The sequence below is a fragment of the Pseudomonas sp. ADAK13 genome (assembly GCF_012935715.1).
GTDB lineage: Bacteria > Pseudomonadota > Gammaproteobacteria > Pseudomonadales > Pseudomonadaceae > Aquipseudomonas.
The window spans coordinates 4,985,154-4,998,736 of sequence record NZ_CP052860.1 but is presented as its reverse complement, the minus strand read 5'-3'; the positions used below and the strand labels follow the sequence as shown (position 1 = coordinate 4,998,736).

At 62.5% G+C, this 13,583-nt stretch carries 14 protein-coding genes; 11 read left to right on the top strand and 3 right to left on the bottom strand.

Features of this window, described 5'->3' with window-relative positions; translation table 11 throughout:
• Window positions 1-64 precede the first annotated feature (64 nt).
• From feaR to paaY, 3 genes are all read right to left on the bottom strand, one after another.
• Window positions 65-979 carry a transcriptional regulator FeaR gene (gene feaR / locus HKK54_RS23165; RefSeq protein ID WP_169387960.1) on the bottom strand — a complete coding sequence of 305 codons (915 nt, stop codon included), beginning with the start codon at window positions 977-979 and terminating at the stop codon, window positions 65-67.
• Between the two features lie 76 nt (window positions 980-1,055).
• On the bottom strand, window positions 1,056-1,979 hold the full coding sequence (gene paaX / locus HKK54_RS23160) for a phenylacetic acid degradation operon negative regulatory protein PaaX (RefSeq protein WP_010173615.1): 924 nt from the start codon (window positions 1,977-1,979) through the stop codon (window positions 1,056-1,058).
• A 61-nt stretch (window positions 1,980-2,040) separates the two neighbouring features.
• Window positions 2,041-2,631: a phenylacetic acid degradation protein PaaY gene (gene paaY / locus HKK54_RS23155; RefSeq protein WP_010173617.1), complete on the bottom strand. Its 591-nt coding sequence runs from the start codon at window positions 2,629-2,631 to the stop codon at window positions 2,041-2,043.
• Window positions 2,632-2,993: 362 nt separating this feature from the next.
• On the opposite strand from paaY, the gene paaG reads away from it, so the two are divergent.
• The 11 genes from paaG (at window position 2,994) to HKK54_RS23100 (ending at window position 13,579) form a co-directional block, all read left to right on the top strand.
• Window positions 2,994-3,785, top strand: coding sequence for a 2-(1,2-epoxy-1,2-dihydrophenyl)acetyl-CoA isomerase PaaG (gene paaG, locus HKK54_RS23150; protein ID WP_169387959.1), 792 nt, complete (start codon window positions 2,994-2,996; stop codon window positions 3,783-3,785).
• A 13-nt stretch (window positions 3,786-3,798) separates the two neighbouring features.
• Window positions 3,799-4,248 (top strand): hydroxyphenylacetyl-CoA thioesterase PaaI, encoded by a 450-nt coding sequence (gene paaI, locus HKK54_RS23145; RefSeq protein WP_169387958.1) that lies wholly within the window; start codon window positions 3,799-3,801, stop codon window positions 4,246-4,248.
• Window positions 4,241-5,452: a 3-oxoadipyl-CoA thiolase gene (gene pcaF, locus HKK54_RS23140; RefSeq protein ID WP_169387957.1), complete on the top strand. Its 1,212-nt coding sequence runs from the start codon at window positions 4,241-4,243 to the stop codon at window positions 5,450-5,452. Before paaI ends, pcaF begins: the two co-directional genes overlap by 8 nt.
• Before the next feature lie 101 nt (window positions 5,453-5,553).
• Window positions 5,554-6,879, top strand: a complete 1,326-nt coding sequence (gene paaK, locus HKK54_RS23135; protein WP_010173628.1) for a phenylacetate--CoA ligase PaaK — start codon at window positions 5,554-5,556, stop codon at window positions 6,877-6,879.
• A gap of 1,001 nt (window positions 6,880-7,880) precedes the next feature.
• Window positions 7,881-8,870 (top strand): 1,2-phenylacetyl-CoA epoxidase subunit PaaA, encoded by a 990-nt coding sequence (gene paaA, locus HKK54_RS23130; RefSeq protein WP_003208897.1) that lies wholly within the window; start codon window positions 7,881-7,883, stop codon window positions 8,868-8,870.
• A gap of 27 nt (window positions 8,871-8,897) precedes the next feature.
• Window positions 8,898-9,179: a 1,2-phenylacetyl-CoA epoxidase subunit PaaB gene (paaB, locus tag HKK54_RS23125; protein ID WP_003208899.1), complete on the top strand. Its 282-nt coding sequence runs from the start codon at window positions 8,898-8,900 to the stop codon at window positions 9,177-9,179.
• Window positions 9,180-9,187: 8 nt separating this feature from the next.
• Window positions 9,188-9,949, top strand: a complete 762-nt coding sequence (gene paaC / locus HKK54_RS23120; RefSeq protein WP_169387956.1) for a 1,2-phenylacetyl-CoA epoxidase subunit PaaC — start codon at window positions 9,188-9,190, stop codon at window positions 9,947-9,949.
• On the top strand, window positions 9,936-10,469 hold the full coding sequence (gene paaD / locus HKK54_RS23115; protein ID WP_010173633.1) for a 1,2-phenylacetyl-CoA epoxidase subunit PaaD: 534 nt from the start codon (window positions 9,936-9,938) through the stop codon (window positions 10,467-10,469). Before paaC ends, paaD begins: the two co-directional genes overlap by 14 nt.
• A gap of 33 nt (window positions 10,470-10,502) precedes the next feature.
• A complete protein-coding gene (paaE, locus tag HKK54_RS23110; RefSeq protein ID WP_010173635.1) occupies window positions 10,503-11,579 on the top strand; it encodes a 1,2-phenylacetyl-CoA epoxidase subunit PaaE in 1,077 nt (358 codons plus the stop codon).
• Between the two features lie 48 nt (window positions 11,580-11,627).
• Entirely contained in the window at window positions 11,628-11,936 is a 309-nt protein-coding gene (locus tag HKK54_RS23105; RefSeq protein ID WP_010173637.1) for a DUF485 domain-containing protein, read from the top strand.
• Window positions 11,933-13,579, top strand: coding sequence for a cation acetate symporter (locus tag HKK54_RS23100; RefSeq protein WP_178120992.1), 1,647 nt, complete (start codon window positions 11,933-11,935; stop codon window positions 13,577-13,579). The genes HKK54_RS23105 and HKK54_RS23100 overlap by 4 nt, the downstream gene beginning before the upstream one ends.
• Window positions 13,580-13,583: the final 4 nt, after the last annotated feature.

Sequence of the window (13,583 nt, the reverse complement as noted above, 5' to 3'; positions counted from 1 at the left end):
CGCGGGGCAAGCCCGCTCACCACAGCAAGCCCGTTCCCACATTTTTGATCGGCGTATCCCCTGATCAGGTGTGTTGCTTGCGGTACTCACCCGGCGCAATGCCAAACCGCGACTTGAACGCCGTCGAAAAGTAGCTGGAATCCGAAAACCCCCACGAATACCCCAGCACCGAAAGCTTCTCCTCCACCCTGGACTGGCGCAGCGACTCGGCACACAAATCCAGCCGCCGGTTCTTGATGTACCGCGCCACCACCAAACCCTTGCGCGCAAAGATCCGGTACAGCCCGCGCACCGACATTCCCACCTCCCGCGCCAGCCATTCAGGGCACAGCTCTTCGGAGCGAATGTGTTGGTCGATGCACTCCAGGGTCTTGCGAAACACCCGTTCATGGGCGTCGCTACCTTCGCCCGCCTGGCTGATGGCCGGGCGCAACAAATTGATGATCGCCTCCAGCGTCGCTTCACTTTCCTGCAAGGTCAGGTTGTCCTGGCGGGTCGCTTCCAGAATCAGTTGGCGGGAGAGCATCGCCATCGGCGATGTCGCCTCGATCCGGTGCCCGCATTTGACCGGGTTGAAGCGCAAGGTCTGCTCCACCAGGTACGACGGCAGGATCAGCGACAACTGCCGCGAGTTCTCGCTGTAGGTGAAATCACTGGGGTGCGCGGCATCGATCAGGGTGATGTCGCCCGCACGCAACAGCGCCTTGCTGTCGCCCTGGGCCATGCCGGCCGTACCGTCGAGCTGGAACACCGCAAAGTACTTGCCGCCCTCGCCCGCCGCGATTTGCGTGGGGGTACGAAACAGCCGCGCCTGGCAGGCGTCGACAAAGCTGAGCTTCAGCGCGCCGCTCTGGTATTCGCGGATCTGCCCGGAAAAACCATCCCCCAGGATTTGCGCATCAAACGCGCCGCAGATCTGATTGATCTGATGGATCCATTGGTCGAACCCATCACAGCGCTGTGCAATTGAAGACATCATGTTCAGGCCTCACGCAGGCTTATTTTTATTCTCTACGCCACATCACTCCACCCGTTCTCCTGAACAGCGTCGCTCCTTATTTCAGGCCTCCGAACCGCCGGTAAAAACTCTCGCCAACGTCCGGCAACGGGCCGTCGGCAGTTTCCAGCGCGCTGTTCAGCCATTCCTCGGCCTTGGCGTAGATCAACCGGTAAATATTGCGGCACAACTGGCGGGCGGCGCGGCCTTCCCAATCGCCGGGGAGCAATTCGTCGGGCAATTGCGGGTCGCGCAGCAGCAGTTTGCGGTATTCATGAATAAGCAGGACCCGTGCCAGGAAACAGTCGGCAGGCGCAAGCTGTTCCTGCTCGCGAAGCGCTTGCCAGAGCGGTCGGAACAGTTGGATGAACTCGCTGTAATGGGCCGCCAGCTCCTCGATGTTCCAGCTCTCGCGCACCTGCACCCGCAGGGCCTTGGACGCCAGTACATCCTGCGCCGTGGTCTCGAAGACGATGGTGTCTTCCTGGGCACCGAGGTCGAGCAACGTGGCGTTGACGTCGGCGCGGTCGCTGCGCGGGCAGGCCAGCACGGTCGGGGCAATCGCACCAAAACCTTGCCACTCCAGCTCTTCACGCACCTGTTTGCGCTTGTCCTGGGTCAGCTGTGTGAGCATCACCAGGCACCACGAACCATCCCACGCCGGCACGCTGGAGCTGTAGACCCGCTTGAAAGCCTTGTCGAAACGACGACGCCCGGCACCGGTCAGGCTGTAGTAGCTGCGGCGTCCGACTTTCTCGGCGGTCAGCCAGCCTTCCTTGGTCAGGCGGAAGATCGAGGTGCGGATCAGCCGTTCATTGATGCCGATGGGTTCGAGCAACTGGATCAGGCTGCCCAGCCACACCGTCCCGCCGTGGGGCTCGATGGCGTCCCCGTACAAGGTGATGATCAGGGAGCTGGCGCGAATCGGCGTCTGCTCCTGAAAGCGGGTGATCAGTTGGTTCAGGGGTGTCAGTGACGACATGGGCGTACCGAGGCAAAAAGAGAAAATATACCGTTTTTAGCGGCGTCAGGATGCAGGCGATTCACGTGCCCTTGGGTCGCAGGCCGCTGTCGCTGATCCGTGGCCGGTCGGCTTCCGGTGCGCTCAGGGGTTCGCATTCGTGCATCTGCTCCAGGCAACGCTGGGCCAGGCGCTGGTATTCGCGGGTGCCGGTTTGCTTCCAGTGCACCTCTTCGTCGCTGAGGCTGCGCTTGACGCTGGCCGGTGTGCCCATCACCAACGACTGCTCGGGGCATTCGAAACCGGCTTTGACAAAGGCCGCCGCCGAGACGAACGAGCGAGCGCCAATGCGCGCGTTGTCCATCACCACCGCATTCATGCCCACCAATGCATCGGTGCCGATCCGGCAACCGTGCAGCACTGCGCCGTGGCCGATATGGCCGTTGCGCTCAACCACCGTGTCACTGTCCGGGAAGCCGTGCATTACGCAGGTGTCCTGCAGGTTGGCGCCCTCTTCAAGGACGATGCGCCCGAAGTCGCCGCGCAAACTCGCCAGCGGCCCCACATAGCAATGGGGGCCGATGATCACGTCGCCGATCAGTACGGCCGAGGGGTGAACGTAGGCCGTGGGGTCGACCACCGGAGTCAGGCCGTCGAGACTGTAGCAGGTCATGGAGAATTCCTTATAGGGCGTATTCGCAAAGCGATGCCGATCTTGGCTTATTTTGTATCACATCATTTTTGCAAGCACAAAGCTGAAAAAGCGTATCGCTTGATATGACCGCCGAGGCGACCGTGCGCAGCGCGTTTAAAAATCAGGTTTAAGCCAATGAAATATGGGGTTTATCAGCTGCTCACAGACCGATATCGCGGGATATCAATTTTTACCAATCGCAAAACAAGACACACCAAATCAATTTTATCGTTGCATTTATGTATCACGTTAAAGCTATACTCCGGCAAAACCGGCTGACCAGGCCGATCCAATAATGAGCCGGCTGACCGCCGAGCGTGCACCGTGAGGGCCTCACGACCATGAACTTCGAACACATCCTGTTTTCCATCGAGGCCGGCGTCGCCCTGCTCAGCCTCAATCGTCCCGACCAGCTCAACAGCTTCAACGCGCAGATGCACGGCGAGGTTCAGCAAGCGCTGCAGCAGGTCCGGGAGAATCCCGACGTGCGGGTATTGCTGCTGACTGGCGAAGGCCGCGGCTTTTGCGCCGGGCAAGACCTCAGCGACCGCAACGTGGCGCCCGGCAGTGCGGTGCCGGACCTGGGGGAGTCCATCGAGAAGTTCTACAACCCGCTGATCCGCCAACTGCGCGACCTGCCCCTGCCGGTGATCTGCGCGGTGAACGGCGTGGCGGCCGGGGCCGGCGCCAATATCCCCCTGGCCTGCGACCTGGTGCTGGCCGCGCGCTCGGCGAATTTCATTCAAGCGTTCTGCAAGATCGGCCTGATCCCCGACTCCGGCGGCACCTGGACGTTGCCGCGCCTGGTGGGCATCGCCCGGGCCAAGGCGCTGGCCTTGCTGGGCAACCGCCTGAGCGCCGAACAAGCCGAGCAATGGGGCCTGATCTACCGCTGCGTGGACGACGCCGAATTGCGCAACGAAGCCCTGACCCTCGCCCGCCACCTGGCCACCCAACCGACCTACGGCCTGGCGCTGATCAAGCGCAGCCTGAATGCCAGCCTGAGCAACAGCTTTGACGAACAGCTGGAGCTGGAGCGCGACCTGCAACGCCTGGCCGGGCGCAGCGAGGATTACCGCGAAGGCGTCGCCGCCTTCATGGAAAAACGCAGCCCGAGCTTCAAGGGCCGCTAAGGGAGCGCACGGCATGACCAACCATGAAGCCATGAACCTGGCGAACCAATGCGCCCAAGCGATGTTCAGCCGCGACGCCGCGAGCCAGGGCATGGGCATGCGCCTGCTCTCGGTGGCGCCGGGCTGCGCGCGACTGGGCATGAGCGTGCGCGCCGACATGATCCAGGGCCACGGCACCTGCCACGGCGGCTATCTGTTTGCGCTGGCGGACTCGGCCTTTGCCCTGGCCTGCAACAGCTACAACGACGCCACCGTGGCGCTGGGCTGCAGCATCGACTACATCGCTGCGGCGCATCTGGGCGACACCTTGAGTGCCGACTGCCGCGAGCAAAGCCGCTCGGGGCGCACCGGCAACTACGACGTCCGTATCGAAAACCAACTGGGCCAGCTGATTGCGCTGTTCCATGGCAAATCCTACAAAGTGCGCGGCACGGTGCTGGCGCAGGAGAATCCGAATGAATGACGCCTTGATCATCGACGCGGTACGCACCCCGATCGGCCGCTACGCCGGCGCCTTGAGCAGCGTGCGCGCCGACGACCTCGGTGCGGTGCCGCTGCGTGAACTGCTGCGCCGCCACCCGCAAGTGGACTGGAGCAGCGTCGACGATGTGATCTACGGCTGCGCCAACCAGGCCGGTGAGGACAACCGCAACGTGGCCCGGATGTCGGCGCTGCTGGCCGGGTTGCCAGTGAGCGTGCCGGGCACCACCCTCAACCGTTTGTGCGGTTCGGGGCTGGACGCCATCGGCAGCGCGGCCCGGGCGATTCGCTGTGGCGAGGCAGGATTGATGCTGGTGGGCGGCGTCGAATCGATGTCCCGTGCGCCGCTGGTAATGGGCAAGGCCGAGCAGGCGTTTGCCCGCGACGCGCAACTGTACGACACCACCATCGGCTGGCGCTTCGTCAACCCGCTGATGAAAAAAGCCTACGGGATCGACTCAATGCCGGAGACCGCCGAAAACGTCGCCGAGCAGTTCAACATCTCCCGCGCCGACCAGGATGCATTTGCCCTGCGCAGCCAGCAACGTGCAGCGGCGGCCCAGGCCAGCGGGCGCCTGGCCAGGGAAATCGTCGCGGTGGAAATCCCCCAGCGCAAAGGCCCGGCCAGGGTGGTGGAACACGACGAACACCCGCGCGGCGACACCACCCTTGAACAACTGCAGAAACTTGGCACGCCGTTCCGTGAAGGCGGCAGCATCACCGCCGGCAACGCGTCCGGGGTCAACGACGGCGCCTGCGCCCTGCTGCTGGCCAGCGCCGAAGTTGCCAAGCGTCACGGCTTGGTCGCCCGCGGCCGGGTGGTGGCAATGGCCACCGCCGGCGTGGAGCCACGGATCATGGGCATCGGCCCGGTGCCGGCGACCCGCAAGGTGCTGGAGTTGGCCAACCTGAGCCTGGCGGACATGGACGTGATCGAACTCAACGAAGCTTTCGCCGCCCAGGGTCTGGCGGTGCTGCGGGAGCTGGGCCTGGGGGACAACGACCCACGGGTCAACCCCAACGGCGGCGCCATCGCCCTCGGCCATCCGCTGGGGATGAGCGGCGCACGGCTGGTGACCACCGCCCTGCATGAACTGGAGGAACGTGGCGGCCGATACGCCTTGTGCACCATGTGCATCGGCGTGGGCCAGGGCATCGCACTGATCATCGAGCGGTTGTCCGACTAAAGATTCGCGATTCCCGGGGAACCTAGCGGTATCCTTGGGGCATGCACTCAAAGCCCACGGTGTGCGGTGGGCTGATACACAAAAATAATTCGAGTGAACTCATGAACATGCCTATTCCAAACGCCGTGCTTAACCCTGTGCTGGACCCGCTGGAAACCGCCAGCGTCGACCAACTGCGCGCCCATCAACTGGAGCGCCTGCGCTGGAGCCTGCGCCACGCCTACCAGAATGTGCCGTTGTACCGTCAGCGTTTCGACGCGCTGGGGGTGCACCCCGATGACATCAAGTCCCTGGACGACCTGGCTAGATTCCCGTTCACCACCAAGAGCGACCTGCGGGACAGCTACCCCTACGGCATGTTTGCCGTGCCGATGAACGAGGTGGTGCGCCTGCACGCCTCCAGCGGCACCACCGGCAAGCCGACGGTGGTGGGTTACACCCAAAACGACATCGACACCTGGGCCAATGTGGTGGCCCGCTCGATCCGCGCCGCCGGTGGCCGACGTGGTGACAAGGTACATATCTCCTATGGCTACGGGCTGTTCACCGGCGGCCTCGGCGCCCACTACGGTGCGGAACGCCTGGGTTGCACGGTGATTCCGATGTCCGGCGGGCAGACTGAAAAACAGGTGCAACTGATCAAGGATTTCCAGCCGGACATCATCATGGTCACGCCCTCCTACATGCTCAACATCGCCGATGAAATCGAGCGCCAGGGCATTGATCCGCACAAGCTGGCATTGCGATTGGGGATCTTCGGTGCCGAGCCGTGGACTGCCGAGCTGCGCAGTGCGATCGAGGCGCGGCTGGGGATTACTGCGCTGGATATCTACGGGCTGTCGGAAATCATGGGCCCGGGGGTGGCCATGGAATGTGCGGAGACCAAGGATGGGCCGACGATCTGGGAGGACCATTTCTACCCCGAAATCATTGACCCGGTGACGGGTGAGGTATTGCCGGATGGGCAGATGGGTGAACTGGTGTTTACCTCCTTGAGCAAGGAAGCGTTACCGATGATTCGCTACCGCACCCGCGACCTGACGCGGTTGCTGCCGGGGACTGCGCGGCCGATGCGGCGTATCGACAAGATCACCGGGCGCAGTGACGACATGCTGATCATTCGCGGGGTTAACGTGTTTCCCACGCAGATTGAGGAGCAGGTGCTTAAAGTAAAACAGCTTTCCGAGTGCTATGAGATTCATCTGTATCGCAACGGGAACCTGGACAGCGTGGATGTGCATGTGGAGCTCAAGGCTGAGCATCAGCATCTCAATGATGAGCAGCAGCGAGCGGTGTCCAGTGAGTTGAGCAAGCACATCAAGACGTATATCGGGATCAGCTCGCGTATCGTTTTGCAGCCACTGCATTCGATCAAGCGGTCCGAGGGCAAGGCTTGCCACGTGATGGACAGACGTCCTAAAGCATGACTGCTGCACCTTTTCAGCCCCGCCTTTGCGGGGCTTTTTTTTGCTCGTTTGGGTGGTGTACATATCCGTTATCTGGGTGATGGCCGCCTATGGTTCCGCTCTTACAGCGGCTCACTTTTGAACAGCGCAAAAGTAAGCAAAACGCTCTTGCCCCACCACTCGGCACCTCGCCTAGGCTCGGTGTGCCCTCTCTCCGGCATTACTCCGCGGGCCGCCGCGACGGGGCGTCCCTGCCCCGTCGCGGTTAAACCGGCGTCCTGCCGGTTTACCCGCTCCGTACTACCTGCGTTCGGCCAGCGTGGTTTAACGGGGCGCCTAAGATCAAGATCAACAGCAGATCAACAGCACAGCGGCCTACAGGCCGGCTTGAGTGGTGTGAAGCAAAGACAACATCAAGATCAAAATCTACAGCGGGCACGGTCCAACTGTAGGAGCTGGCTTGCCTGCGATGGCCTCGCCTCGGTGCATCTGAAAAACCGAGGTGTCTGCATCGCAGGCAAGCCAGCTCCCACAGAAAAGCAGAGCCGCATCCGTTTCAGATTTGGTTTTCGCTTTGGCTTTTGCTCTGGCTTCTACCACTCAAGCCGGCCTGTAGGCCGCTGTGCTCTTGCTTTTGATCTTGATCTGACTGCCCCAATAAGCCCGAGGCCGAACGCAGGGATTGAGGAGCGGGTAAACCGGCAGGACGCCGGTTTAGCCGCGACGGGGCAGGGACGCCCCGTCGCGGCGGCCCGCGGAGCAATGCCGGAGTGAGGGAACACCGAGCCTAGGCGAGGTGCCGACAGGCGGGGCAGAGCCCTTTGCTTACTTTGGGGCTTTTCCAAAGTGAGTCGCTGTAAGAGCGAAACCATAGGAAGCCGTTACCGAAGAAACGGATATACCCCCCACCCAAAGCGATACAAAACCAAATACCGACACTAAATTTTGTGTTTGATATTAATTTCCGTATCGCTTATAAAGTTCTCCATGCCTACGACAAAACACAAGGCGGGAGACCCCCCATGTACGCACAGCTTGTAGAAACCGGAGTAAAGCGCATCAAGGACCTCTCGGAGATGTCCGACCAGGAGCGCGCCTTCCAGGAAAAGATCGACGCCGAAATCAAGATCGAAGCCAAGAACTGGATGCCCGACGCCTACCGTCAAACCCTGATCCGCCAGATCTCCCAGCACGCCCACTCGGAAATCGTCGGCATGCTGCCCGAAGGCAACTGGGTCACCCGCGCCCCTACCCTCAAACGCAAACTGCAGCTGATGGCCAAGATCCAGGACGAAGCTGGCCACGGCCTGTACCTGTACAGCGCCATGGAAACCCTGGGCGCCGACCGCGACGAAGAAATCGCCAAGCTCCACAGCGGCAAGGCCAAGTACTCCAGCATCTTCAACTACCCAACCCTGAACTGGGCCGACATGGGCGCAGTGGGCTGGCTGGTAGACGGCGCCGCGATCGTCAACCAGGTGGTGCTGCAGCGCACCTCCTACGGCCCCTACTCCCGGGCCATGGTGCGCATCTGCAAGGAAGAAAGTTTTCACCAGCGCCAGGGCTATGAGCTGCTGCTGACCATGATGCGCCAGGGCACCCAGGCGCAAAAAGACATGGTCCAGGACGCGATCAACCGCCTGTGGTGGCCGTCGCTGATGATGTTCGGCCCCAGCGACGAACACTCCCCCAACAGCGCCCAGTCCATGGCCTGGAAGATCAAGCGCCAGAGCAACGACGAGCTGCGCCAGCGCTTTATCGACCAGACCATCCCGCAGTTGGAGTTGCTGGGCTGCACCTGCCCCGACCCGGACCTGAAGTGGAACGCCGAGCGCGGCCATTACGATTTCGGCGAGATTCAGTGGAGCGAGTTCTACGAGGTGCTCAAGGGCAATGGCCCGTGCAACCAGGAACGCGTCGCCACCCGCCGCAAAGCTATTGAAGACGGTGCCTGGGTGCGCGAAGCCGCCGTCGCCCACGCCCGCAAAAAACAGAACAAGAACGCCGCCTGATCGGCCACCTGATGTGGAGTCACCGTTATGTCTGAATGGACCCTGTTTGAAGTTTTCGTGCGCAGCAAGCACGGCCTGAATCACAAGCATGTGGGCAGCGTGCATGCCGCCGACACCACCATGGCCATCGAAAACGCCCGGGAGTTGTACACCCGACGCAGTGAAGGCGTGAGCCTGTGGGTGGTGCCTTCGGCGCTGATCACCGCTTCGTCGCCGGACGAGAAAGACCCACTGTTCGACCCCGCCGACGACAAGGTCTACCGCCACGCCAGCTTCTACGAGTTGCCGGCTGAAGTCGGGCACATGTGAGGTCGACCATGAACACTGAAACCGATCTGATCGAATACCTGCTGCGCCTCGGCGACAGCGCCCTGATCCAGGGCCAGTGCCTGTGCCAGTGGTGTGGCCACGCGCCGGCGCTGGAAGAAGAGTTGGCGCTGATGAACGTCGGCCTCGACCTGGTGGGCCAGGCTCGCAATTGGCTGGAGTACGCCGCCGAGTTGCTGGACGACGGGCGCGACGCCGATCACCTGGCCTTCCGCCGGGACGAGCGCGCCTATCGCAACCTGCTGCTGGTGGAACAACCCAACGGCGACTACGCGGTGACCATCCTCAAGCAATTCCTGTATGACGCCTGGCACTTGCCGGTGTTGAGCGGCCTGGCCCAGTCCAGTGACGAACGTATCGCCGGCATCGCCGCCAAGGCTGTCAAGGAAGTCACCTATCACCTGCGCCGCTCCGGCGAATGGGTGGAGCGCCTGGGAGACGGCACCGACGAAAGCCACACGCGCATGCTCGCGGCGATCCCCGAGCTGTGGCGCTTTACCGTGGAACTGACCAGCGCCGACGACAGTGAACAGCGCCTGAACGCCGCCGGCATCACGCCGGACGCCGCCCAGGTCGGCGCAGCGTGGCAGGCCAAGGTCAGCGAGATCTTCACCAGCGCCACCCTGCCCCTGCCGCCTGCCGCGAGCTACTTCTACCTGGACGCCCGCCGTGGTTTGCACAGCGAGCACCTGGGGATTTTGCTGGCGGAAATGCAATTCCTGCCCCGAGCGTACCCCGATGCAACCTGGTGAGCTGATCGCCAGCGACCAGGGCGCACGGCCGGCGCAACCCACCGACCTGGCCGCCGCGTGGGCCACCCTCGCCCAGGTCATGGACCCGGAAGTGCCGGTGGTGAGCGTGGTCGACCTGGGGATAGTGCGCGACCTGGACTGGCAGGCCGGCCATCTGCACGTGGTGGTCACGCCGACCTACTCCGGCTGCCCGGCCACTGAGGTGATCGAGGGCGATATCCGCGATGCCCTGGAGCAAGCGGGTTTTCGTGCGCCGCAACTGGAACGCAAGTTGACCCCGGCCTGGACCACCGACTGGATCACCCACAGTGGCCGCGAACGCTTGCGGGCCTATGGCATCGCACCGCCCCAAGGCAGTAGCAGCAAGCGCAGCCTGCTCGGCGAAAGCCCGGTGATTGCCTGCCCGCAATGCGGCAGCTTTCACACCGAAGTGCTCAGCGAATTCGGCTCCACCGCCTGCAAGGCGCTGCACCGCTGCCGCGACTGCCTCGAACCGTTCGACTATTTCAAGTGCATCTGAGGGGCCAGCGGCCCGCTTGGTTGGAGAACAACAATGAGCAAATTTCACAGCCTGACCATCAAGGATGTGCGCAACGAGACCCGTGACGCGGTGTCCATCGCCTTCGAGATTCCGCAGCACCTGCAAGACAGTTTCCACTTCACCCAGGGCCAGCACCTGGTGATGCGCACCCGGCTGGATGGCGAGGAAGTGCGCCGCTCCTATTCGATCTGCACCGGGGTCAATGACGGTGAACTGCGCATCGCCATCAAGCGCGTGGCCGGTGGGCGGTTCTCGGCGTTTGCCAATGAGCAGCTCAAGGCCGGGCACAGCCTGGAAGTGATGCCGCCCGCCGGGCATTTCCATGTGGACCTTGATCCCGCGCGCCATGGCAATTACTTGGCGGTTGCGGCCGGGAGCGGCATCACGCCGATCCTGTCGATCATCAAGACCACCCTGCAAACCGAGCCCCATAGCCGCGTGACGCTGCTGTACGGCAACCGTTCCAGCTCGGGAGCGCTGTTTCGCGAACAGCTCGAAGACCTGAAGAACCGCTACCTGCAGCGCCTGAACCTGATCTTCGTGTTCAGCCGCGAACAGCAGGACGTGGACCTCTACAACGGCCGCATCAACGCCGACAAATGCGAGCAACTGTTCTCCCGCTGGCTCGACGTAAAAGCCCTCGACGCGGCTTTTATCTGCGGCCCCCAGGAAATGACCGAAACCGTGCGCGACAGCCTCAAGGCCAAGGGCATGGCGCCCGAGCGCATTCACTTCGAACTGTTCGCCGCCGCCGGCAGCCAGCACAAACGCGAGGCGCGTGAAGCGGCGCGGCAAGTGGATGCGGCGGTCAGCCAGATCACCGTGATCAGCGATGGCCGCGCCCTGGCCTTCGACCTGCCGCGCAACAGCCAGAGCATTCTTGACGCGGGCAACGCCCAGGGCGCCGAGCTGCCGTATTCGTGCAAGGCCGGTGTGTGCTCCACCTGCAAATGCAAGGTGATCGAAGGCGAAGTGGAGATGGACAGCAACCACGCCCTGGAAGACTACGAAGTAGCCGCCGGCTATGTGCTGTCGTGCCAGGCGTTCCCGGTCAGCGACAAGGTGGTACTGGATTTCGATCAGCTGTAACGCGTGCCGCAACACCACAACCACAACAATAAAAAGGAGCACACCGTCATGACCCCCGACGATATCGAACGCATCCGTCGACATCCCGACTTCATCCAGTTGGTACGCCGCAAACAGAACCTGTACTGGTCGCTGTCGCTGATCATGCTGGTGATCTATTTCGGCTTCGTGCTGCTGGTGGCGTTCTCCCCGGCCACCCTCGGGCAGTCGTTGAGCGGCGGCGTGACCACCGTGGGCATGTTGGTGGGTGTGGTGATTGTGCTGCTGGCGTTCGCGCTGACCGGCTTTTATGTGTACCGCGCCAATCATGTGATCGACCCGCTGAACGACAAACTCAAGCAGGAGTGCGCAGCATGAGCCGGCTGGTGGCGTGGTTTCTCCTGCCTTTGGCGTTGGCCACGGACTTGGCGGTGGCCGCCGATGGCGCGTCCCGGCCATTGAACTGGAACGCCATCGGCATGTTCCTGGTGTTCGTGCTGTTCACCCTTGGCGTCACCCGTTGGGCCGCCCTGCGCACCCGCTCCGCCAGCGACTTCTACACCGCCGGCGGTGGCATGAGCGGTTTCCAGAATGGCCTGGCGATCGCCGGCGACATGATCTCCGCCGCGTCATTCCTGGGCATCTCGGCGATGATGTTCCTCAACGGCTATGACGGTCTGCTCTACGCCCTGGGTGTGTTGGCCGGCTGGCCGATCATCCTGTTCCTGATCGCCGAACGCCTGCGCAACCTGGGCAAATACACCTTTGCCGATGTGGTGTCCTACCGGCTGGAGCAAACGCCGGTGCGCCTGACCTCGGCCTTCGGCACCCTGACCGTGGCACTGATGTACCTGGTGGCGCAGATGGTTGGTGCCGGCAAGCTGATCGAGCTGCTGTTCGGCATCGACTACCTGTATGCGGTAATGCTGGTGGGCGTGCTGATGGTGTTCTACGTGACATTCGGCGGCATGCTCGCCACCACCTGGGTGCAGATCATCAAGGCGGTAATGCTGCTGTTCGGCACCACCTTCATGGCGTTCATGGTGCTCAAGCACTTTGGTTTCAGCACCGAAGCGATGTTCGCCGGGGCCACCGCCGTGCATGCCAAGGGCAACGCGATCATGGCGCCGGGCGGCTTGCTGTCGAACCCGATCGATGCGATTTCCCTGGGCCTTGGCATGATGTTCGGCACCGCCGGGCTGCCGCATATCCTGATGCGTTTCTTTACCGTCAGCGATGCCAAGGAAGCGCGCAAAAGCGTGTTCTACGCCACCGGTTTCATTGGCTACTTCTACCTGCTGCTGATCATCGTCGGCTTCGGTGCCATCGTCATGGTGGGCACCGATCCAGGCTTTCGCGATGCCAATGGCGCAATCATCGGCGGCGGCAACATGATCGCCGTGCACCTGGCCCAGGCCGTGGGTGGCAACCTGTTCCTCGGGTTCATTTCGGCGGTGGCCTTCGCGACGATCCTGGCGGTGGTGGCCGGGCTGGCATTGTCCGGCGCATCGGCGGTGTCCCACGACCTGTATGCCTGTGTGATCCGCAAGGGCCAGGCCAGCGAGCAGCAGGAAATCCGCGTGTCGCGCATCGCCACGCTGTGCATCGGCGTGTTGGCGATCATCCTCGGCCTGCTGTTTGAGTCGCAAAACATTGCGTTCCTGTCGGGCCTGGTACTGGCAATCGCCGCCTCGGTGAATTTCCCGGTGCTGTTCCTCTCGATGTACTGGAAGGGCCTGACCACCCGTGGCGCGGTGACCGGCAGCCTGGCGGGGCTGGTCTCGGCCATCGTGCTGCTGGTGCTGAGCCCGGCGGTGTGGGTCAACGTGCTGCATTACGACAAGGCGCTGTTCCCGTACTCCAACCCGGCCCTGTTCTCCATGAGCCTGGCGTTTTTCAGCGCCTGGGCCTTTTCCGTCACCGACCGTTCGCCCCGCGCCGCCATTGAGCGCGGCCGCTACCTGGCGCAGTTCATTCGCTCCATGACCGGCATTGGTGCCGCAGGCGCCAGCAAACACTAACTCT

Excerpts from the sequence above, each read along its gene's own strand:
- feaR (WP_169387960.1), bottom strand. The coding sequence starts at position 979 with ATGATGTCTTCAATTGCACAGCGCTGTGATGGGTTCGACCAATGGATC.
- paaX (WP_010173615.1), bottom strand. The coding sequence starts at position 1,979 with ATGTCGTCACTGACACCCCTGAACCAACTGATCACCCGCTTTCAGGAG.
- paaY (WP_010173617.1), bottom strand. The coding sequence starts at position 2,631 with ATGACCTGCTACAGTCTCGACGGCCTGACTCCGGTGGTCGACCCCACG.
- paaG (WP_169387959.1), top strand. The coding sequence starts at position 2,994 with ATGAACTTCGAACACATCCTGTTTTCCATCGAGGCCGGCGTCGCCCTG.
- paaI (WP_169387958.1), top strand. The coding sequence starts at position 3,799 with ATGACCAACCATGAAGCCATGAACCTGGCGAACCAATGCGCCCAAGCG.
- pcaF (WP_169387957.1), top strand. The coding sequence starts at position 4,241 with ATGAATGACGCCTTGATCATCGACGCGGTACGCACCCCGATCGGCCGC.
- paaK (WP_010173628.1), top strand. The coding sequence starts at position 5,554 with ATGAACATGCCTATTCCAAACGCCGTGCTTAACCCTGTGCTGGACCCG.
- paaA (WP_003208897.1), top strand. The coding sequence starts at position 7,881 with ATGTACGCACAGCTTGTAGAAACCGGAGTAAAGCGCATCAAGGACCTC.
- paaB (WP_003208899.1), top strand. The coding sequence starts at position 8,898 with ATGTCTGAATGGACCCTGTTTGAAGTTTTCGTGCGCAGCAAGCACGGC.
- paaC (WP_169387956.1), top strand. The coding sequence starts at position 9,188 with ATGAACACTGAAACCGATCTGATCGAATACCTGCTGCGCCTCGGCGAC.
- paaD (WP_010173633.1), top strand. The coding sequence starts at position 9,936 with ATGCAACCTGGTGAGCTGATCGCCAGCGACCAGGGCGCACGGCCGGCG.
- paaE (WP_010173635.1), top strand. The coding sequence starts at position 10,503 with ATGAGCAAATTTCACAGCCTGACCATCAAGGATGTGCGCAACGAGACC.
- HKK54_RS23105 (WP_010173637.1), top strand. The coding sequence starts at position 11,628 with ATGACCCCCGACGATATCGAACGCATCCGTCGACATCCCGACTTCATC.
- HKK54_RS23100 (WP_178120992.1), top strand. The coding sequence starts at position 11,933 with ATGAGCCGGCTGGTGGCGTGGTTTCTCCTGCCTTTGGCGTTGGCCACG.